Consider the following 22,467-nt stretch of genomic DNA (forward strand, 5'->3'; position numbering starts at 1 on the left):
CCACACCTCCCACACCTCCCACACTTCCTGCTTGCCCCATGCCCCATGCCTAATGCCCAATGCCCCATGCCCAATAATAAAGGTAAAGTCTATTTAGTAGGTGCTGGCCCTGGAGATGTGGCTTACCTGACGGTAAAAGCTTACAATCTCTTAGCCACTGCTGAGGTGTTAGTCTATGATGCTTTGGTAGATGCTCAATTATTGCAGTGCGTAGCACCTGATTGTTTGAAAGTGGATGTGGGTAAACGCGGTGGTAAGCCCAGTACCAGTCAAGCACAAATTAATCAGTTACTTGTAAATTACTGTCAAAAAGGGAAACAAGTCATCCGGCTCAAATCAGGAGATCCTTTTGTTTTTGGGCGTTGCACTTCGGAAATTGAAGCAATGATGGCATCCGGTTGCGATTTTGAAGTGATACCAGGAATTTCTTCAGCCCTGGCTGCACCATTATTGGCAGGAATTCCCCTCACAGATCCGGTTTTAAGTCGTTGTTTTGCAGTGTTTACAGCCCACGAAGTAGAGGCTTTAGATTGGGAAGCGCTATCGCGGTTAGAAACACTGGTAATTTTAATGGGAGGGCAACATGTAGGGGAAATTGTACATCAGTTGTTGCGATATGGGCGATCGCATTTAACACCCATAGCCATTATCCGTTGGGCAGGAACTCCACAGCAACAAATTTGGACAGCAGAACTAGGGAATATTTGCCAACAAATCACCGGATTATCCCTTTCCCCAGTGGTAATTGTGATTGGCGAAGTTGTTGGGCTACGGAAGTACTTGCAACCTGAGAATATATATAGAGAAAGGTACGCCAGTATTCCAAAAGCCCAACCTATGTCAACTAACCCCCCTCTCTCTCCCTCATCTCCCCTTCCCCTTGCTGGCAAAACAATCCTGGTGACACGTTCAGTCGGACAATCGAATCAATTTAGCAATCGTCTCATGGCTATAGGTGCAACTGTCATCGAAATGCCTACCTTAGAGATTGGCCCCCCTTCGAGTTGGGAAAATTTAGATAATGCGATCGCTAGTTTATCTAACTTCCACTGGTTAATTCTGACTTCCACCAATGGCGTAGACTATTTTTTTGCCAGATTAATTGCCCAAGGTAAAGATAGCCGTGCTTTGGCTGGCATCAAAATTGCCGTTGTTGGTGAAAAAACAGCCCAAAGTCTCAAGCAATATTCTCTGCAACCAGATTTTATTCCCCCCAACTTTGTCGCCGATTCTTTAGTGGAAAATTTCCCAGAAGAATTATCTGGTAAAAAGATTTTATTTCCCAGAGTTGAAAGCGGCGGCAGAGAAGTTTTAGTTAAAGAATTGACAGCCAAAAAAGCAGAGGTAATAGAAGTAGCCGCATATCAATCTTGTTGTCCTACTAGTATCCCACCCGCCGCACAATTAGCACTGCAAAACCATAAGGTAGATGTAATTACCTTTGCCAGTTCTAAAACTGTACAATTTTTCTGCCAACTTACTAAAAATATATTTGGAAGCAACTCTAACAGCAGTCAATTCTTAGATGGTGTTTGTATTGCCTCCATCGGCCCTCAAACTTCCCAAACCTGTTATTCCTTATTCGGACGTGTAGATGTCGAAGCCCAGGAATACACTTTAGATGGTTTAACAGAAGCACTGATTCTGTGGGGAATGGGGAATGGGGGGATGGGGGGATGAGGGAGCAGGGGAGAAAATCTTCTCCAATGCCCAATGTCCAATACTTCTCTGCGAGAGGCTGCGCCAACGACTACGCTCAGTACAAGTGCCCAATGACTAATGACTAATGACTAAACGCATAATCGGCTTAACTGGTGGTATTGCAACAGGTAAAACCACTGTCACTAATTATTTAGCTAGCACTTATAATCTGCCGATTTTGGATGCAGATATTTATGCCAGGGAAGCAGTATCACTGGGTTCGCCTGTTCTTGACGCCATCGCTAAGCGTTACGGGCAAGAAATTTTACTAGCAGATGGGAATCTCCATCGCCAAAAGTTGGGCGAAATTATTTTTAATCGAGAAGATGAACGCAACTGGCTAGAGAGTTTGATTCATCCTTATGTGCGCGATCGCTTTGTTGAAGCTATTATCCAATCTTCTTCAGAAATCCTGGTGTTAGTAGTGCCTCTGTTATTTGAAGCTGGGATGACTGATTTGGTTACAGAAATTTGGGTAGTACATTGTTCTCAAGAACAACAATTACAGAGATTGATGCAACGAAATCATTTAAATAAACAACAAGCACAAGTTAGGATTAATAGTCAACTATCCCTCGCAGAAAAAGTGGCTCGTGCAAATATTGTTTTGGATAACTCTTCCAGCCTAGAAATATTACTAAAACAGGTAGATATGGCCGTCAAAGCCCCAAGTGTAAACTAGAAATATATTTATTTTAGAAAAAGACATATACACTAAATTTTGCAGACATAAAATCTTCTGTGAATAAATCTTAACAAATCCCGTGAAAATTGCTAAATTTAGCCAATCTTATTAAAGAATTCGGTGATTTTACAGTTGAATCTGCTGTTAGTAATACTGTAGATTTAAATTGTTAATCAATAATTAGCCACTACCGTCTCTGGTGTTGTATTAGATGCTCAAGATTGCCAGAAAATCAAGTAATTCATCAATACGATATTCAAAAATTAGTAGTGACATCAAAGGACTTTTCACCATAAGATAGAGTTGATGAAAAGTTAAAACTTAATAAAACTTAGCCATTAATTATTAAATTATATTAAATTTTAATTTAATTTTGACATGAAGTATATGAATTTAAGTGTTAGCTTCTTCAATAAGTTAGTCCTGGTAACCTCTCCACTAAAAGAATTCAAACAGCAGACTAAAATACATGACTATAGCCAACAAGTCAGTGGAAGCGACTACATCTTTGAGCGACTCAATGAAGGAACAATAGGCTACATGACTGGAGTAGGGAACGGTATTAAAGCTAGCGATCGCATCATCCTACGACAAGACAATAAATCTTATCAATATCAAATCGAGGAAATTGATTACTATTCCTATCCGTCTGATATGTGGATGGCTTTACTCAAGCAAGTACATTAATAATTAGAGTTATATCGATTCGCTGTTCAACAAACGCATACATAAATTTTTTCAGAAGTTGAGACTCTGAACTTTTGGAGTTTGATTTCCATTTATCTTACTTATCAATTCTCAATTCTGCTTTATCCGATCTAGATTGAGCAGAAAATGAGCTACTAAGGTATTCCTTTCGTAGGATAATAAGTAAATATGTAACAGATTTGAGTTATCGCGATCGAGATGCATTACAGAACCATCAACTCCTAAACGATGATGATCTATCCAGCGTTGTTGGGAATCTAGTAACACACTGAAGAAGGGACTCACATCTGGATGATTTTTGGTTAATTCTTCGTAGCTTTGATAAAAGGGAGGTATGCCAATTCCCATTGGCATATATAAGCCTTTAGGATACTCTTCCACAGGTAGTTGAGGAAGGTTTTTCAGATTTACACCACTGATAAATAATCTATTTTGTTCGCCGTTGTTAGTATCTGTGAAAACTAACTCAATTTCGTCAAAATTTGACTTAACACCAGTTGGTTTCACGATTCTCCAAATTGCTTTTTCAAATGTTCCTATTCTCCAGTATTGATTTCCCCAAGGCTTGTTTTGATTGTATAATCCCGGTGGCAGAAAACTGGCAAATTTGATTTGATGATGATTTTCATAAAAATCTCTCCAAGTTGTGATATTGGTTGCTAGGGTAGTCCTGACTTTTCTACTTTGTTCTCCAGCTACAATTATCCTTTCATCTAGTGGAAATTGGGTAGCTATTTCTTTTTGAGCGATTACATTTCTCAGCAGTTCGGCGTTAACTATTGTCCCACTTGGATCTTGCCAGTGTTCTAATCTCCACCAGTGACGCCAATAAGAAATATTGTTAATTTTTTCAAAAACATTTTTATAATGTCCCATTGGGAAAGTAAACCAACTCTGATAATAAAGAGTTTTATTATTTTCATCTTTATTGAATAGCAAAATTTCCCAATATCCTGCATTTAAACAATTGTTAGCCAAAGCAACCTCAACGAGGTTTTGTTTTTCAAAACCATCTCCTCCAACAATTTCTATATTTGGGGAATTTGCGGGAAAACTAATTTGCTGTCTGTTCCATTCTCTATCTGTAAAAGCTATTAATTCTAAACCTTCATCTTGTTTAACCCAGGCAGGTGCTTTGGGAACTAATAATTCTAAATCAATGTTTTTAATAACTATTTTTGCTGTTTTTTCATCTGTTGGTTCTAAAACAAAATCGAAATGGGTATCGTCTTTTTTGATGATTGTTAACTTTCTGTGTGAATACCTTTGAAAATTTTTCCCTAACAAAGCGGGATTTATAGGATAATCAACATTAGATAATTCCTTTAATTGGACATTCATTTTATCTTGAAATTCATATCTGGATTTAAACCAAAAACCACCGAATCCCACCAAACTTACACTGAGAATCAGGGTACTAAATAAAATTTGTTTCTTTGTAACTCTAAAAACTCTAAATTGATTTTTGCCAGATAGGGGAAAGCCTGCATCTTTTTCTCTTGCGGAAGGATTTTTCATGAGACAAATTCCTCTATATGAGAAGTTTGATTAACAGAATACAGTTCTGTTAAAATGATTTTCCATTTATCTTAAATAAATTCACAATAATCTACAGTTAAAGGTCAAGATGCTGGAGGTAAGGGAATAGGAAACGGGGAACAGGGAGGAAGAAAAAACAGGCCTATCTGAAGTGTATTAAGTTAAAGGTGCGTTAGCCTGCGGCATAACACACCCTACAAGATTTTATGGCTTATGAAATAACAATATTGGCGTTAGTTGTTTGAATCTTGATTTATATTTCTCCACCAACAACTACATCTCGAATTCGGAGACTAGGGCCGCCACAGCCTACCGATAAGCCGTTTTGTCCTCCCTTTCCACAACCACCGGATTCATCCCAATAAAAGTCATCACCAATTGCTTCGATATCAGCTAAAGTTTGGAATACATTTCCCGACAGTGTGACATCGCGTACAGGTTCGGCAATTTTGCCGTTCCTAATCATCCAGGCTTCCCCAGCGCTGAAGGTGAACATTTCGCCGTTGGTCATTCCACCCAACCAATTGCGGGCATAAACTCCTTCTTTGATACCAGTAAATAAGTCTTCCACTGGTGTTTTACCCCGTTCAATCCAGGTGTTTGTCATGCGTACAATGGGGGCAAAGTGATAGTTGAGACAGCGGGCATTCCCCGTAGGTGTTTCGTCTAATTTGCCTGCGGTTTCACGAGAATGCAAACGTCCGACTAAAATTCCATCTTTAATTAGTTGAGTGGTGGTGGCAGGAGTGCCTTCATCATCGTAAAAATAGCTACCGCGATGTCCTTCTGGGGCAGCACCATCAAAAATTTGCAGTTCTTCTGGGCCAAACCGTCGCCCAATGGTCATGACTTCTAATAAATCTGGGTTTTCATAAGCCATATCTGCTTCCGAAAGGTGTCCGAAGGCTTCGTGGACAAACAAACCAGTGAGAATTGGGTCAATGACTACGGTGTAGGTATTGCCTTTGACTGATGGCAGAGATAAAGCTGCGATCGCTCTTTGAGCTGCACTTTGGACTTGTTCGTCCAAGTTAGTTAAATCTTCGTAGGCTTTGCGAGAACCGGTGGTTTCCCTGCCAGTTTGGACAGTTTCGCCATTTTTAGCGGTGGCGGCAAAGCGCATTTCCATATCCACCCAAGATTGCTCGATGAAAGTGCCCTCAGAGGTGGCGATAATTACTCTTTGGGCGCTGTCTCCATAGCGCACCGAGGTAGTGGTAATTCTGCGATCGACACTTTTGAGCAATTCTGTGTAGCGATCGCACAATTCTTTTTTCTTGGAAAGTGAGATTTTTCGCGGATCGGTGCCGACCAGAGGCAGATTGCATACTACTTGCACCGGGTCAATGGGTGCGAGTAAAGTTTCTTCATCACCAACCATCCGCGCTGCGGCGATGGCTTCTTCGATACGATCCTTGATTGTGGAAAGTTGGTTAAAGCAACTCAACCCCCATCCACCTTTATAACAAGCGCGAATGTGTCCGCCAATTGAGATGCCTTCACTGAGGGTTTCTACCTTGTCGCCACGCAACAAGATATCAGTCCCTTCTGCTTCTTCAAGGCGAATCATCAGATAATCCACACGTTCTGAATAACGGGCAATGAGGTCAGAAAGTAAATTTTGTGCGTCAGCAAGTGTAGTCGGCATTTCCAGGTAATAATAATGACGAACTGCATTTATTCTGCAATTATTTGGGAACTTCTGCTATTCAATTTTCCAGTTCAGTGATGAATGCAAAAATGCAACAACTTCCTAAAACAGAGGAAGAAACTCTATTCGGTCTTGATACTCGTTATCAAGGGAACCCTCAGCTATCAAAAATAACTGCTCAAGATTTTCACTAACGCTTAATTTTGGATTCAGGATGAATATTCCTGGCACATGATGATTTGCTGCTAAATGATCTGCCAAATGAACTGGCATCGATTTGCAATTGTTTGTGACTAGGATACAATTATGTTCTTCACACCAAAGCAAAATTTCTGGGTCTAGAGTTCCTTTCTTTGGAGTAGTTAAGTCTCGGACTGCCATTACAAATAAATCGGGCTTGAGACGGCGCAGTTGAATTGTGTAAATTGGATCGACATTCTCATCTATGAGAGGTTGTTTGAAAAGTAATTAGCTGTGATTTTAATTACGTTGTTACCCCCCTTAGTCCCCCCTTATCAAGGGGGGAAACAAGAAAAATCCGGTTCCCTCCCCTTATAAAGGGGAGGGTTAGGGTGGGGTAAAAATATTTGATACATCAATCATGACTTTTCAAACATTCTCTTAGATAAACAATGCTGGGGAGACATGAAAAAATTCTCCTAGTGCTTTTGCTTGCTCTTTACTAATTGCTCTTTTTTCGTTGATAACTTCTGATACAACTCCTTTAGAACCAATAATACCTACTAAATCAGATTGTTTAATCCTTCTTGCTTCCATCAAGTGTTTGAGAATTGCATGAGGAGATGCTGGCTCTATGGGATAGTGCTTATTTTCAAATTCTTCAATGAGAGTCACTAAAAGTTTTAGTATCTCAGTTTGCTCTGGCGACCGCTCTTTAAAAGCCATTAATTTTTCAACAGTTTCTAAAGCGCGATCGTATTCTTCTTCGGTCGTGATAACTTTAGGTTGAAACTCTACTAGAAGTTGACTGTAAGTGCTTGTATTAAAAGAAGTACTCATATTCCTTTGCGCCCGCTTGGCGGCGACCCGTTTGTCAAGTTGGTTTTTTAGACTTCATGCCATCTTCTATAATTGATAAAATCTGCTCAATTAATTTAGGCATGAAACTGTGACCGAATCAGGAAACTACAAAGATACTGTAAACCTACCCAAGACTAACTTTGAGATGCGGGCAAACGCCATCAAGCGGGAGCCGGAAATCCAAAAATTTTGGGAAGAAAATCAAATTTACCATCGCCTCTCTCAAGAAAACCCAGGCGAATTATTTATACTGCACGATGGGCCTCCCTACGCTAACGGCTCGCTGCATATTGGTCATGCCTTAAATAAAATTCTTAAAGATATTATTAATCGCTACCAACTCTTAAAAGGGCGTAAAGTTCGCTACGTGCCTGGTTGGGATTGTCACGGTTTGCCCATTGAGTTGAAAGTTCTGCAAAACATGAAGTCAGCAGAACGGCAAAATTTAACGTCTTTGCAACTGCGACAAAAAGCCAAAGAATATGCCCTCGCTACGGTAAATGACCAACGCCAAAGTTTTAAAAGTTACGGTATTTGGGGTGATTGGGAGCATCCTTATTTGACGCTGAAGCCGCAATATGAAGCAGCGCAAATTGGCGTGTTTGGGCAAATGTTTTTAAAGGGCTACATTTATCGCGGTTTGAAGCCTGTTCACTGGAGTCCTAGCTCAAAAACTGCTTTGGCGGAGGCTGAGTTGGAATATCCGGAAGGTCACGTTTCCCGGAGTATCTATGCGGCTTTCCCTGTTACCAGTCTTGGGGAAGGGGTGAAATCACTGCTGGGAGAATATTTACCAGATTTGGGTGTGGCTGTATGGACGACTACGCCTTGGACGATTCCGGGGAATTTAGCGGTGGCGGTGAATGGGGAGTTGGATTATGCGGTGGTGGAGGTGGAACCCCACCCCCCAACCCCCTCCCCGCAAGCAGGGAGGGGGAGCGAGGAAGTTTCTTCTCCTTCTCAGTTAACGGGGGTGAGGTTCCGCTATCTCATTGTTGCTGCTGATTTAGTAGAACGTTTATCTTCGACCCTTGGTGTTGAGTTGACGGTAAAAACCACAATCAAAGGGAGCAATTTGGAACATAGTACTTACCGTCATCCGTTGTTTGACCGGGAGAGTCCGGTGGTTGTGGGTGGCGATTATATTACTACTGAGTCTGGTACTGGGTTAGTACATACTGCTCCCGGTCACGGTCAAGAAGATTACATTGTTGGTCAGCGTTATGGTTTGCCCATCCTTGCACCTGTGGATGATAACGGCAATTTTACCCAGGAGGCGGGAGAGTTTGCTGGGTTGAATGTGCTGGGTGAGGGAAATCAGGCGGTGATTGATGCGTTGGCGCGTAAAGGTTCTTTGTTGAAGGAAGAACCTTATCAGCATAAGTATCCTTATGATTGGCGCACGAAAAAGCCGACAATTTTCCGCGCCACTGAGCAATGGTTTGCTTCGGTGGAGGGATTTAGGGAGGAAGCGCTCAAAGCGATCGCCACTGTAAAATGGATTCCAGCCCAAGGTGAAAATCGCATCACGCCGATGGTGGCGGAACGTTCTGATTGGTGTATTTCCCGCCAGCGTAGTTGGGGTGTGCCCATTCCGGTGTTCTACGATGAAGCCACCGGAGAACCGTTGCTAAATGAGGAAACTATCAACCACGTCCAAGAAATTATCGCCGAAAAAGGTTCCGATGCTTGGTGGGAACTTTCTGTTGAAGAATTATTGCCAGAATCATATCGTCAAAACGGCAAGTCTTACCGCAGAGGTACAGACACAATGGATGTCTGGTTTGATTCTGGCTCATCTTGGGCGGCTGTGGCGAAACAGCGTCCAGAGTTACGCTACCCCGCAGACATCTACTTGGAAGGTTCCGACCAACATCGTGGTTGGTTCCAGTCAAGTTTGCTGACTAGTGTGGCGGTGAATGACTGTGCGCCTTATAAAACTGTGTTGACTCACGGCTTTACTTTGGACGAACAAGGCCGGAAAATGAGTAAGTCTGAAGGCAATGTGGTTGACCCAAATGTAATCATTCAAGGCGGGAAAAATCAAAAAGTAGAACCGCCTTATGGTGCAGATGTTTTGAGATTGTGGGTATCATCGGTAGACTATTCCTCTGATGTCCGCATTGGGAAAAACATCATTAAGCAACTTAATGATGTTAGAGGTAAAATTCGCAATACAGCGCGGTTTTTGTTGGGTAGCCTCGATGATTTTAACCCCGAAACAGACGCAGTACCTTTTGAAGAATTACCAGAACTCGATCGCTACATGCTGCACCGCATCTTGGAAGTGTTTGAAGAAGTAACAGCAGCTTTTGATAGTTTTCAATTTTTCCGCTTCTTCCAAACAGTGCAGAATTTCTGCGTGGTGGATTTATCTAACTTTTATTTAGACGTTGCCAAAGATAGATTGTACATCAGTGCGCCCAATGCTTTCCGGCGTCGCAGCTGTCAAACGGTGCTGAAAGTTGCTTTAGAGAATTTAGCACGAGCGATCGCCCCAGTATTATGTCACACTGCCGAGGATATCTGGCAATATCTCCCTTACAAAACACCTTATAAGTCAGTGTTTGAAGCCGGTTGGGTGCAGGTGGACGAAAAGTGGCGCAATGCAGAATTAGCCGAATCTTGGGAAACACTGCGAAAACTCCGCACCGATGTTAACAAAGTGTTGGAACAAGCCAGAATCGAAAAACTCATTGGTTCTTCCTTAGAAGCAAAAGCTTTGATTCACATCCCTCACAAACAGTTAGGCGATGCAATTAAAGCCTTTAACCCAGCTAAAGGTAACGGTGTAGACGAACTGCGATATTTATTGCTGACATCCCAAGTGGAATTATTAGATTCTGCCGAAGCAATCAAAAAATTAAAATATACAGCTGAGACAGAAGATTGGGTAATTGGTGTAGCCAATGCTGACGGCGAAAAATGCGAGCGCTGTTGGAACTACTCCACCCACGTGGGAGAATCAAAAGAACATCCGCTAATTTGCGAAAGATGCGTTGCTGCTTTAGCTGGAGAATTTTAACAGCATCAAACTTACAACTCTTGTACGCACAAATTATGCAACGCCAGGGCGATCGCACACTTCTTTCCCGGATGAGGCGTAGGCGTAGCCCGTCGTAGACATCGCCTTTATCCAATAGACTTCTTGCATAAGTCGAGAAAAGGGGCAGGGGAAAGGGGGAAAGGTTTGGTATTTTCCCTTTCCCCAATAAAGATGTATCCCTTTGACCACAAGAGTCCAAAAAGCAATTGATTGCAAGAGGTCTATTGTAGGCACTTTTAGATACCGCCATAGCTTTACCAATTTGCCTTCACAATTCATACGCTTCACTGCGATGGGCGATCGCTACAACAAATACCTGTACCAGTTCATCGTCTATCGAATAAATTACCCTGTAGTCCCCAATTCGGTAGCGATAGTACCCTGTATAATCTCCCTTCAGTGCTTTGATGTTGGGGTGCAACTGGGGAGTCTGCTCTAGCTGCTGCAAACATCGAGCAATTTTCTTCGCTAGAGCTTTGTCAGCATTGACATAAACCTTTTGGGCATCGGGATGCAGAAGAACTTCATACATCAGAGCGAAGAGTTCTCCAGTTTGTGTAATGGGTTTTAGGAGTCGCTGATGAGTGCTTAACTCGCTCTAGCAAGCCAGGAATTGCTAAAAGTTCTTGGGTTGCAGCTTCACTTTCAGCATTTGCTAAATAAGCGGCAAAGTCAACAAGCACCTGTAATCGCTCTGGTGATAGTTGGTTGAGTAAATCATGAAGCTGGTGCTGTAACTTTGTTACAGATACCAAATCTGCTGACGATCTTTCCTCCACTGGAGAATTATCTCTACTATCCATTGCCGCCTCCCAATTTTAAAGTTTAGTGTCTATTGTAAGATAACCAATCATAGTAGAGACGTTGCAATGCAACGTCTCTGGGTTATTGTATAAGAATTTGACGGATTAAAATGCTTGTAATATCAAGTTCGGGTAATTACTTATTATTAAAATCTCTCCCTTGCGCGTCAGTCCTAATGATAAGTCTTCAACCGAACATGATATGAGATGATGCAGAACAAAAAACTTTGACTCGTCGAATTATCAACTTCCGCAAAACAGGCGAATATCATAGACGAGATGACGAAGTACACCACCAGCGATTATACGACACAGCAACGATCGCAAATGCACTCCAGCAGCTAGGCTTCGGGGTTCAAAGCACTCATAGTTATGGTGAATACAAACTATCGCCTAGTCATGCAGTGTTTATTGCAAGACGGTTGAGTTAAGCCCAAAAGGTTGGATTTCAAAATAGACTGCACTTTCGGGATGCAGCAAATTCTGATGATTCCTGCAAAATCCAGTAACCTGATAGTGCGATCGCTTTTATTGTTCTAATTCTTCTCAGTGATTTATGGTAAAATTTTATATATAATTTTCTTATACAACACGCATATAGTATTAATACTGTGAACATTAATATGAATACTGTTAACTCTTCATTAAATTTCAATCAAACAGCCGTCATTTCAGCAATTAAAATCAATCAATAAAACTGGTAAAATTGCGACTTTCAATTGATATTGGGATTCCTTAGGATGAGAGTCGAAACGAACCTCAGATGTTCCCAGGAGTTCCCTTGAATAAGCAACTTTCTACTAACGCTTTAGTTATTTTCATTAGCTTGCTTGGAGTATGTTCTTCTGTCACCCCTGCTTCAGCTAAATTGACAGGGATAATCAAAACAGTCACAAACACTACAGTTACTCCAGTGGTAGAAAATGTAACTAAAACTACTAGTACTGTTGAAGTTGGAAAAAATGTTACGGCTACTGTTCAAGAGACAACTAATACTACCGTTGGTCAAGTAGCAGGAGCTTCAACCGATTCTACAACCACTGCAAAAGTAGACCCAAGTCAAATTGTACCATCTTTAACTAACCCAACAGAGTTACTGCAAATCACTGGTGGAGCGGCCCTTGGAATTCAAAGCAATCAACAAAGTACTCAAGCTGATGCACAAGCCAACTTGGGAGTAGGAATCGGAGATTTTGCCACAGTAGGTATTTGTTTGGACGCCAATGCAACCTTAGGAATTTTGAATCAAGGTAGCTCAGCTAATTGTCCCAAAGACGTTGAAACTCCACCCTCATCTGCTCCGGTTGACACCCCACCTACTGTAATTGAAACCCCACCTCTTAAGGTAGAAACTCCACCTCTTAAGGTAGAAACCCCACCTCTTCAGATTGAAATTCCACCTATTGTAGTTGAAACTCCACCTCTTGAGGTTGAAACTCCCTATGTTCCTATTAAAATTCCACCCGTTAATGCTGAACCTAATTCTGTTCCCGAACCTACAACTTTTGGAGGACTTGTTTTATTGGGAGTTTACTTTATTTCCCGCCGTCGTCAAATCTCTTAATTGACAACACACATCAACAGTTAGAACAATTGTTAGGAGGTTGAAATAAAGCACATTTTGTCAATCAGTTAAAAGACTCAAAATAGTTTAATGAAAATGATAATGGTGCGAGAGAAAGGGGCAAAGAGCGTTGCCCCCTTTCTATTTTAGATATAATACCAATTTTGTATGAAGATGCACAGAATATTAAACGTAGACGCGGAGCGGCAAGACAGAGGCTACCGCCAAGTACGCCAAGAGCGCCAAGAATAGAGAGTTACTCATTTAGTGCAGCTTTACATTAAATTGGTATAAGGTAAAAATATAATTAAAATCACAGTCAACTACTTTTAAAACAACCTTTAAGGATTTCGTGCATTACGCTAAAGGCTAACGCTGATAACGATATAGCGTTTCCTAACCGGCTGAGGTACTGAGTAAATCACTAATAAAATTAGGTAAGCCTCTGGGTACCTTTGCGTTTAACTCTGCGCTCCTCTGCGTTTAAAAACATTATTTCTGTACCTCACGTAACTAGGAATTGCTATAAAATAGAAAAAATTAAATTATCAAATCAGTCGATCAATTCTTAGAAAAACTCGATTATATCGGGGGAAATTAAATTTCTGGTTCCCTCCCCTTTACAAAGGGAGGGTTAGGGTGTGGTAAAGCCTGTTTTACTTTTGAATTCTGACTTTTACTGTACTATTTATTTGGTTGAGCAACCCGCGCTTCAATATCTTCCAAAGTTTGTAATAATAAACGCCTTGCTTGCAATTGCCAACCCCATTTTTGAATTCTGTAAGCTGCTACAGTCCCAGCTACAGCAGCTAACAAGGCTATGGGTTGATTTAAAGAAATTCCCAGCAATAAACCTAAGCCAGCAATTCCCCAAAATGGTAAGGCTACGGTTTGTCGTTGTTCTTCGACAATTTGAGTAATCATACTAGATTTATTTGTAGCTAATAATGCTTCTTTAACTTGCCGTTGTTCCGCCGCCGACACTGATAAACCTATTTTACGGCGTAGTTTTTCAATTTTCCGAGCATCAGTACTGTACTCAGTTAGCTCATCTTCTGCCATGAGCAGCAGTCTTTCTAATTGCCCCATTGTGGATTGTATCTAATATTGCGATACAGCTATTATCTCCAATAATTGCTATTTTTGGATTATGGCTTGGCATTTAATTGCACAATGTAAAATCACGTCGTTCTCATGAGACTAGCTGCAAAATTTACAATTAAATATGGGAAAAATATACTACTAGTCGGAAAAGCCGTCATAGATTAGAAATATACCCTTAATAGCGAAAGTTTTCTCAAGAAGAGTAAACCCTGTTGGTGTTATGTTTCTTAATAAACTCCTGCGGGATCAAACTAAAACCTTGCAAAATTTATTTTTGGCGGCAAATTAGGTAGTAATAATTACAGAGTTTTCACACATTAAATTCAGAGGTAATACATATGGCTATAGTATCTACAAGCACTTTATCCGCGGCTTCTAAAGAGCGATCGCTCATCCTCTGGTTTGATGAAGTTGGTATTAGTGATATTCCGTTAGTTGGTGGGAAAAATGCATCACTAGGTGAAATGATTCAACAATTAACACCCAAAGGCATTAACGTACCTACAGGGTTTGCTACCACTGCTTATGCTTATCGTTATTTTATTGAATCAGCTCTTTTAGAAGCCAAGCTGCGGGAATTATTTGCTGACTTGGATGTAGAGGATGTGAAAAATTTACGCGAACGGGGAAAAAAAGCGCGATCGCTGTTAATCCACACGCCATTTCCTTTAGAATTGCGAAAAGCGATCGCCGCAGCTTATCAAAGTCTTTGCGAAAAATACAACGCAGAGACAGATGTCGCAGTCCGTTCTAGCGCCACTGCTGAAGACCTCCCCGACGCAAGTTTCGCCGGACAACAGGAAACTTACCTCAATGTCGTTGGTGTTGAAGGAGTTTTAGCAGCTTGTCATAAATGCTTTGCTTCCATATTTACCGACCGCGCTATTTCTTATCGTCACACCAAGGGATTCGATCACTTTAGCATAGCCCTTGCCGTTGGCGTTCAAAAAATGGTGCGTTCTGACTTAGCAACCTCTGGGGTGATGTTCTCCATTGACACAGAAACCGGCTTTAAAGATGCAGCGCTAATTACAGCAGCCTACGGTTTAGGAGAAAACGTAGTCCAAGGGTCAGTAAATCCAGATGAATATTATGTTTTTAAACCAACTTTAAAAGCCGGGTTTCGCCCAATCATCGATAAAAAATTGGGTAGCAAAGAATTAAAAATGATTTATGATGACGGCTCAAAATTTACGAAAAATGTCTCAGTTCCCTTCAGAGAAAGAGGTAAATTTGCTATTAATGATGAAGAAATTCTACAATTAGCCAATTGGGCATGTTTAATCGAAGACCATTATTCCCAAGTCCACGGTAGTTACACACCAATGGATATCGAATGGGCAAAAGATGGAATTACCAACCAACTTTTTATCGTCCAAGCACGTCCTGAAACTGTACAATCTCAAAAAACCGGAAATGTCCTGCGGACTTATCGTTTTGTTAGAAGAGATGAAGAAGAAAAATTAATAAATTCTCCCTCATCTTCCCAACCCCTCGTCACCGGACGCGCCATCGGCGAAGCAATTAGTCAAGGAAAAGCACGTTTAATTTTAGATGTTCAAAAATTAGAACAATTTCAACCAGGGGAAGTTTTAGTAACAGAAAGAACTGACCCAGATTGGGAACCAATTATGAAACGTGCCAGTGCAATTGTGACTAATTCTGGTGGTAGGACATGTCACGCCGCGATTATTGCGCGAGAATTGGGTGTACCTGCGATCGTGGGATGTGGCAATGCTACAGATATATTGAATACTGGTGAAGAAATCACAATTTCTTGTGCTGAAGGTGAAGAAGGAAAAGTTTACTCTGGTTTGTTACCTTTTGAAATTGAAGAAGTCGCCTTAGAAAACTTACCGCGCACCCGCACGCAAATTTTAATGAATGTGGGTAATCCCCAAGAAGCATTGAGTTTATCAGCAATTCCCAACGATGGAGTCGGTTTAGCGCGGACAGAATTTATTATTGCTAACCAAATCCAAGTTCATCCAATGGCATTAATTCATTATGATTTGTTAAAAGATGAATTTGCCAAAGATAAAATTGCCAAACTTACCGCACTTTATGACGAAAAACCGCAATATTTTGTGGATAAATTAGCCCAAGGTATTGGCAGAATTGCCGCAGCCTTTTATCCGAAAACGGTGATTGTGCGAATGTCAGATTTTAAAAGTAATGAATATGCAAATCTATTAGGTGGTCAACAATTTGAACCCGATGAAGAAAACCCCATGCTTGGTTGGCGGGGGGCGGCGCGTTACTATGATGAAGGTTACAGACAAGCTTTTGCCTTAGAATGTGATGCCTTGAAGCGGGTACGCCAAGAAATGGGTTTGACCAATGTTATCCCCATGATTCCTTTTTGTCGCACCCCCGATGAAGGGCGGTTAGTGTTAGCAGAAATGGCAAAAAATGGTTTAAAGCAAGGTGTTAATGACTTGCAAGTTTATGTAATGTGTGAATTGCCCAGCAACGTGATTATGGCGGAAGAATTTGCTGAGGTATTTGATGGTTTCTCCATTGGTTCCAATGATTTAACTCAGTTGACATTGGGGTTAGATAGAGATTCCGCCTTGGTGGCGCGGTTATTTGATGAACGCAGTGAAGGTGTGAAACGAATGGTGAAAATCGCTATAGAAACCGCGAAAAAATGCGGGCGCAAAATCGGTATTTGTGGACAAGCACCAAGCGATTACCCAGAATTCGCCCAGTTTTTAGTTGAACAGGGAATCGATTCTATTAGTTTAAATCCAGACTCAGTATTAAAGACAATGTTGGAAGTAGCAAAAGTTGAAGGTACTAATTTATAATTCGAGTAAATTTATGCCGGCTAGAGACCGTTATCACGAGAACTTAAAGAAGGTACTATGGAACAATACAGACAGCTAATTTGCAACATTTTCATCGAGCATACCAATCTTAATGTCTTCCATCAAAAGGAGGATTTAGAAAAATCTCAACTTTTGGTTACCTCAACCACGACTTTGAAAACATCCTCTTCATGTCTGGCAAAATAGTAACTTTGTTTAGTCAAAGGTAAGATGACAAATCTGTTAGAAACCGATCGCTTAATCATTCGCAGCTGGATACCCGAACGCGATGCTGAAGAAGCCTTTGCTATTTATAGCGACTCCGAAGTTACCTATTTTCTTGGTAATGGTTCTCGCGTCACAAGCATTGAGTCACAGCGTCAGCGCTTAGTGGATAATCTAGAGCGATCGCAACGACGCAACAATGGTACTGGATCTTGGGCAATTATCGAAAAGCAAACCACAACAATTGTCGGAACCATTCTTCTCAAACAATTGCCCGACAAAGACGGCCTAGCCACTCAAGATTATGAAGTAGGTTGGCACTTACGGCGAGCATCTTGGGGTAAAGGATATGCAACCGAAGCAGGGCGAAGTATGCTCAACTACGGATTTAATGTTTTAAATTTGCCAGTGATTTATGCAGTAGTGAAGCCAGAAAATCACGCCTCAATCCGTGTAACTCAAAGATTGGGTATGAAACCAATAGGGCCAACAACAAAGTATTACGGCATTGAACTGCTACTATTTGAACAAAATGCCTCAGAAGTTAGGGAGTGGAAAGCAGGGGGATGAGGGAGCAGGGGAGGCTTTTGAGGCAGGGGAAAAGGTTAAAGGGAAAAGGGAAAAGCAATAAATTTAATCTTTTCCCTTTTCCCAATGCCCAATGCCCAATGCCCAATGCCCCATGACTAATGACCAATGACCAATGACTAATTACTAATGACTAAAAAATGGTTCCGAATTGGAATAGCGGGTGTATTTCTAATGTCCCTTGCCTTACGGTTTTGGGGACTAGAGCGATTCAACACTCTGGTATTTGATGAAGTTTATTTTGCCAAATTTGGTAATAATTATCTCACTCATACGCCATTTTTTAATGCTCATCCGCCGCTGAGTCAATATATTATTGGTATCGGCATTTGGCTTGGCAGTCATATTCCTTTTTGGCATGATACGGTAAATGGACTAACGGGTTCATTGCGATCGCCTTGGACTTATCGTTGGTTTAATGCCCTTACTGGTTCGTTTATTCCTGTAGTTGTAGCTGCCATCGCTTATCAATTAAGTTATCGTCGTACCTTTGCTTTGCTGGCAGGTTTTTTCACCGCTTGTGATGGTCTATTTCTTGTTGAATCTCGCTATGCTTTAAGCAATATTTATATCGTTATTTTTGGTTTATTAGGGCACTGGTTTTTATTATTAGCATTGGAAAATCAAAATCAACGTCGCTGGTTTTGGTTAGTTCTTGCTGGCATTAATTTTGGGGCTTCAGTCGGTACTAAATGGAATGGTTTATGGTTTCTTTTCGGCGCTTATCTCCTTTGGGTAACAGCTTGGATAATTCAAGGAATACATTCTTTCTCTAACTCAAAACTTATCCCATCATTGACTATGGGGCATAGGGGAGGCAGTGCGGTCTTGGAGTCTCCCCACATGGAGCATATTGGGTATGGGGCAGAAGAGACCGAGGGGCACAGGGGCACAGGGGCACAGGGGAAACCTAAACTTAGCCTACTACCCTGCCCCCCTACTCCTTCATCTCCCTCATCTCAAACACCACTGCAAAACCTAACTCAATTAAATGTTTTCCAGATGTTATTTTTTCTGGGAATAATACCAGCTTTTATCTATAGTATTATTTGGATTCCTCACCTCCAACTCGATAAAACTTATGGTTTTATTGCAGTACATCAGCAAATTTTGAAGTTTCATTTGCATTTAGGTGGTAATAGTACGGATGTGCATCCCTATTGCGCTCCTTGGTACAAATGGCCTTTGATGACTCGACCAATGGCGTATTATTATCAAACGGCTGGAAGTATCAACGAACCGCTACCTGTTGTGGGGCCGCCTTTACCTTCTGGTGCTGAAAAAATTATTTATGATGTTCATGCAATGGGCAACCCATTTTTGTGGTGGTTTGGTGTTGCTGCCATGTTATTTTTAATGGGAATGCTGGTGTTGCAAGCGTTAATTCCTTGGGTGAAGAAAGAGGGTTTTTCTACACCTGCAACTCTTAGCGTTGATACTTGGATTGCCTTGTATTTAGTAATAAATTATGCTGCTAATTTATTACCTTGGGTAAAAGTTACAAGATGCGTTTTCATTTATCATTATATGTGTGCATTGGTTTTTGTATTTTTGGCGATCGCTTGGTTTGTCGATCGCTGTCTTCACAGTTATTATCAACAACTCCGCGCAGTGGGCGTCACCATTACTTTTATCATCTTCGGTGCTTTAATTTTCTGGATGCCCGTTTATTTAGGTTTACCCCTCTCCCCTGAAGATTACAGAATGCGGATGTGGTTCAGGTCTTGGATTTAGTACAGAGTAGGGCATTGGGCATTGGGCATTGGGCATTGGGAGTTAGGAGTTAGGAGTTAGGAGTTAGGAGTTAGGAGTTAGGAGTTAGGAGTTAGGAGTTAGGAGTTAGGAGCCACTACATTTATTGACATCTACGTATGACGTTTTTTTAGGTTGAGTTACTTAACAATAAACAGTCAACAGTTAACAGTCAACAATCAACACCAATATTATTAACAACTAAAATAGGATTGCTATATGTGGTTTAATGACTAAATATGCTGTTTATCGAAAAACTCCTCAACTAATTTTTATACTTCACATAACTACATATATATAGATTTTTTTAATCACATGATTTTTATATTTCTTATCTCTATCTAACTTCCTTGACTGTTAGACTTTTAAAGCGCAAGCAGATCGTAAAAAGCTGCAATACGCAATATCAGGGCATGGGAAATTAGATACTAAGTAAAAATGATGAATCAGAAATTACATATTTTGACACTCATCATTTTCGATAATTTATAGATACTCTAGTTTTGATGCTCCCAAACTGCACCAGGAGGATCGTCATGGAAATGAACATACAATTGCCAGGGATTAATTTAATCAGCTTAAAAGAAGCACCAATTCACATTTCTAGTCAAATTCAGCCTCATGGTGTTCTGTTGGTGTTGGAAGAGCCAGAGCTAAAAATCCTACAAGTTAGCAATAATACGTCAACAATTTTCGGAATTCCTCTGGAAAATATGTTGCAAAAAAAACTCGAAGATTTACTTGATTCGTTTCAAATAGAAAGAATTAAAGCAGGTTTATCTGAGGAAAATCTAGATTTTATTAATCCGACGAAGGTTTGGGTGAGAAAAAAAGGTGATGAATATGTAGTATTTGATGCAGTTTTTCACCGCAATCTAGAAGGATTTCTGATTCTAGAGTTAGAACCCGCCATTACTCAAGAAAATATTCCATTTTTAAGTTTTTATCATCTAGCTAGAGCTTCCATTAACCAACTGGAAAAAACAGCTAGCCTCCATGATTTTTGTCAAGTTATCGTTAAAGAAGTCCGGAAATTAACGGAATTTGACAGGGTAATGTTATATAAATTTGATGATGATGGTCATGGTTGTGTTGTTGCTGAAGACAAATTAGAAAATCTAGAACCATACTTAGGACTCCATTACCCAGAGTCGGATATTCCTAAACCAGCGAGAAAGTTATTTGCTTCCAATTCCATCAGAATTATTCCGGATGCTTATTCACAGCCAGTAAAACTTTTTCCGGTAAATAATCCCATTAGCGATCGCCCCATTAATTTAACTAACTCTATCCTCAGAAGTGCTGCTAGCTGTCACCTAGAATATTTACATAATATGGGTGTTGGTGCATCGCTGACTATCTCATTAATTAAAGACCAAAAACTCTGGGGACTAATTGCTTGTCATCATCAGTCACCAAAATATGTTTCCTACGAATTGCGTAAGGCTTGCGAATTTTTAGGACGAGTCATATTCACAGAAATTTCTGCTAGAGAAGAAACAGAAGATTACTATCACCGGATAAATTTGACACATATTCAATCTTTGTTGATTGAATACATGTCCCAGGAAGAAAACTTTATTGATGGTTTAGTTAAAAATCCCCAAAGTCTTTTAGATTTAGCCAGCGCCCAAGGTGCAGCGGTATGTTTTGGTGGAAATTGCACGGTAGTTGGTGAAACTCCCAAAGAAGAAGAATTAAATTTTTTAGTGCAATGGCTGAAAAATAACGTTGAACAAGAAGTATTTTATACAGATTCTTTACCGCAGATTTATCCAGATGCCGAAACATTTAAAAATGTCGCCAGTGGCTTGTTAGCTATTCCCATCGCCAAACGCAATTACGTTTTGTGGTTCCGACCAGAAGTAATTCAAACTGTAAATTGGGGCGGCGATCCGAATAAGGCATTTGAAGTTAGCCAGTCAGAAGGAAATGTGCGTCTGTGTCCGCGCAAATCATTTGAACTGTGGAAAGAAACCGTTCGCTTAACTTCTTTACCTTGGAAAGAAGTAGAAATCAAAGCAGCATTGGAATTGCGAAAAGCAATTGTGAATATTGTGCTGCGTCAAGCCGACGAACTCGCCCAGTTAGCGCAAGATTTAGAACGTTCCAATGCCGAATTGAAAAAATTCGCCTACGTCGCATCCCATGACTTGCAAGAACCACTCAACCAAGTGGTGAATTACGTGCAATTGTTAGAAATGCGTTATCACGAAGAACTCGACGAAGATGCCCAGGAATTTATCAGCTATGCTGTACAGGGAGTAAGCCTGATGCAGACATTGATAGATGATGTGCTGGCATACTCGAAAGTCGATATGCAAGCGATCGCCTTTCAAATGACTGAGGTAGAAACAGCCTTAAATCGAGCTTTGGGCAATTTGCGTCAACGCATTCAGGAAACTGGGGCTACCATTACCCACGATCCCTTACCAATAGTCATGGCTGACAGCACCCAACTGATGCAGCTATTCCAGAACCTCATTGGTAACGCCATTAAATTCCACAGTAAAGAGCCACCACAAATTCATGTGGAAGCAGAAAGAATAGAAGATGCATGGTTATTCTCAGTGCGAGATAACGGAATTGGGATCGACCCCCAATTTAGCGATCGCATTTTCGTTATCTTTCAGCGGCTACATACGCGGGATGAATATACTGGTACAGGTATGGGTTTAGCAATATGTAAGAAGATTGTCGAATGCCATCGGGGACGGATCTGGGTAGACTCAGAACTGGGTAAAGGCGCAACCTTCTACTTTACGATTCCAGTTGGAGGACGCGAACTTGAGCGTAGAAACGGGAGAAAAACACAAAACCATCTTTTTGGTAGAGGACAATAAGGCAGATATTCGCTTAATTCAAGAAGCATTGAAAAATAGTTCAGTACCACACGAAGTGGTAACCGTCAGGGATGGCATAGATGCTATGGCTTATTTACGCCAAGAAGGGGAATATGCCAACGCACCACGCCCTGACTTAATCCTGCTGGATTTGAACTTGCCTAAAAAAGATGGTCGAGAAGTGCTGGCGGAAATTAAAACCGACCCAGTACTCAAACGTATTCCAGTTGTTGTGTTAACAACCTCAAAAAATGAAGATGATATTTATCACAGCTACGACTTACACGTGAATTGCTACATCACAAAATCCCGCAACCTCAACCAGCTATTCCAAATCGTCAAGAGTATTGAAGACTTTTGGCTTTGTACTGTGACGCTACCATCGGATTGAGGGGATTGGGGAGATG

At 40.9% G+C, this 22,467-nt stretch carries 18 protein-coding genes; 11 read left to right on the forward strand and 7 right to left on the reverse strand.

Translation table 11 applies throughout. The features are described from left to right. Positions 1–66: 66 nt before the first annotated feature. The 3 genes from cobA to GNE10_RS14190 all read left to right on the forward strand — a co-directional run bounded on the left by cobA (position 67) and on the right by GNE10_RS14190 (position 3,073). Positions 67–1,680 (forward strand): uroporphyrinogen-III C-methyltransferase, encoded by a 1,614-nt coding sequence (gene cobA / locus GNE10_RS14180; protein WP_185565727.1) that lies wholly within the window; start codon positions 67–69, stop codon positions 1,678–1,680. Between the two features lie 106 nt (positions 1,681–1,786). Then, positions 1,787–2,383: a dephospho-CoA kinase gene (gene coaE / locus GNE10_RS14185; protein ID WP_185565728.1), complete on the forward strand. Its 597-nt coding sequence runs from the start codon at positions 1,787–1,789 to the stop codon at positions 2,381–2,383. A gap of 390 nt (positions 2,384–2,773) precedes the next feature. Beyond that, complete coding sequence (locus tag GNE10_RS14190; protein WP_099071764.1) at positions 2,774–3,073, forward strand: hypothetical protein; 300 nt, start codon at positions 2,774–2,776, stop codon at positions 3,071–3,073. 111 nt (positions 3,074–3,184) lie between these two features. On the opposite strand, the gene GNE10_RS14195 is transcribed toward GNE10_RS14190, so the two are convergent. From GNE10_RS14195 to GNE10_RS14210, 4 genes are all read right to left on the reverse strand, one after another. After that, complete coding sequence (locus GNE10_RS14195) at positions 3,185–4,612, reverse strand: hypothetical protein (RefSeq protein WP_185565729.1); 1,428 nt, start codon at positions 4,610–4,612, stop codon at positions 3,185–3,187. Between the two features lie 274 nt (positions 4,613–4,886). Beyond that, positions 4,887–6,281, reverse strand: a complete 1,395-nt coding sequence (locus GNE10_RS14200) for a TldD/PmbA family protein (RefSeq protein WP_185565730.1) — start codon at positions 6,279–6,281, stop codon at positions 4,887–4,889. 105 nt (positions 6,282–6,386) lie between these two features. Next, positions 6,387–6,731, reverse strand: coding sequence for a DUF5615 family PIN-like protein (locus GNE10_RS14205; protein ID WP_185565741.1), 345 nt, complete (start codon positions 6,729–6,731; stop codon positions 6,387–6,389). Positions 6,732–6,905: 174 nt separating this feature from the next. Further along, positions 6,906–7,304 carry a type II toxin-antitoxin system HigA family antitoxin gene (locus GNE10_RS14210; protein WP_185565731.1) on the reverse strand — a complete coding sequence of 133 codons (399 nt, stop codon included), beginning with the start codon at positions 7,302–7,304 and terminating at the stop codon, positions 6,906–6,908. Positions 7,305–7,413: 109 nt separating this feature from the next. On the opposite strand from GNE10_RS14210, the gene ileS reads away from it, so the two are divergent. After that, positions 7,414–10,350 carry an isoleucine--tRNA ligase gene (gene ileS / locus GNE10_RS14215; protein ID WP_185565732.1) on the forward strand — a complete coding sequence of 979 codons (2,937 nt, stop codon included), beginning with the start codon at positions 7,414–7,416 and terminating at the stop codon, positions 10,348–10,350. A 289-nt stretch (positions 10,351–10,639) separates the two neighbouring features. Here ileS and GNE10_RS14220 read toward each other — a convergent pair whose 3' ends face one another. Both GNE10_RS14220 and GNE10_RS14225 read right to left on the reverse strand, forming a co-directional pair. Next, a complete protein-coding gene (locus GNE10_RS14220; protein WP_185565733.1) occupies positions 10,640–10,903 on the reverse strand; it encodes a type II toxin-antitoxin system RelE/ParE family toxin in 264 nt (87 codons plus the stop codon). Beyond that, complete coding sequence (locus GNE10_RS14225) at positions 10,896–11,174, reverse strand: hypothetical protein (protein WP_185565734.1); 279 nt, start codon at positions 11,172–11,174, stop codon at positions 10,896–10,898. The genes GNE10_RS14220 and GNE10_RS14225 overlap by 8 nt, the downstream gene beginning before the upstream one ends. Before the next feature lie 227 nt (positions 11,175–11,401). Here GNE10_RS14225 and GNE10_RS14230 point away from each other — a divergent pair, with 227 nt between their 5' ends. Then, a complete protein-coding gene (locus GNE10_RS14230; RefSeq protein WP_185565735.1) occupies positions 11,402–11,605 on the forward strand; it encodes a hypothetical protein in 204 nt (67 codons plus the stop codon). Positions 11,606–11,955: 350 nt separating this feature from the next. Beyond that, positions 11,956–12,738: a PEP-CTERM sorting domain-containing protein gene (locus GNE10_RS14235; protein ID WP_185565736.1), complete on the forward strand. Its 783-nt coding sequence runs from the start codon at positions 11,956–11,958 to the stop codon at positions 12,736–12,738. A gap of 684 nt (positions 12,739–13,422) precedes the next feature. Here the strand turns inward: GNE10_RS14235 and GNE10_RS14240 are convergent. Beyond that, a complete protein-coding gene (locus GNE10_RS14240; protein ID WP_099071758.1) occupies positions 13,423–13,827 on the reverse strand; it encodes a hypothetical protein in 405 nt (134 codons plus the stop codon). A 353-nt stretch (positions 13,828–14,180) separates the two neighbouring features. Here GNE10_RS14240 and ppsA point away from each other — a divergent pair, with 353 nt between their 5' ends. The 5 genes from ppsA (at position 14,181) to GNE10_RS14265 (ending at position 22,451) form a co-directional block, all read left to right on the forward strand. Then, entirely contained in the window at positions 14,181–16,652 is a 2,472-nt protein-coding gene (gene ppsA, locus GNE10_RS14245) for a phosphoenolpyruvate synthase (RefSeq protein WP_185565737.1), read from the forward strand. Positions 16,653–16,883: 231 nt separating this feature from the next. Then, positions 16,884–17,447, forward strand: coding sequence for a GNAT family N-acetyltransferase (locus tag GNE10_RS14250; RefSeq protein ID WP_185565738.1), 564 nt, complete (start codon positions 16,884–16,886; stop codon positions 17,445–17,447). A 147-nt stretch (positions 17,448–17,594) separates the two neighbouring features. Further along, on the forward strand, positions 17,595–19,199 hold the full coding sequence (locus GNE10_RS14255) for a dolichyl-phosphate-mannose--protein mannosyltransferase (RefSeq protein ID WP_185565739.1): 1,605 nt from the start codon (positions 17,595–17,597) through the stop codon (positions 19,197–19,199). 554 nt (positions 19,200–19,753) lie between these two features. After that, positions 19,754–22,060, forward strand: coding sequence for an ATP-binding protein (locus GNE10_RS14260; protein ID WP_185565740.1), 2,307 nt, complete (start codon positions 19,754–19,756; stop codon positions 22,058–22,060). Continuing rightward, positions 22,005–22,451 carry a response regulator gene (locus GNE10_RS14265; protein ID WP_099071763.1) on the forward strand — a complete coding sequence of 149 codons (447 nt, stop codon included), beginning with the start codon at positions 22,005–22,007 and terminating at the stop codon, positions 22,449–22,451. The genes GNE10_RS14260 and GNE10_RS14265 overlap by 56 nt, the downstream gene beginning before the upstream one ends. Positions 22,452–22,467: the final 16 nt, after the last annotated feature.

It is taken from the genome of Nostoc sp. 2RC, from assembly GCF_014222165.1.
Taxonomy (GTDB): domain Bacteria; phylum Cyanobacteriota; class Cyanobacteriia; order Cyanobacteriales; family Nostocaceae; genus Nostoc; species Nostoc linckia.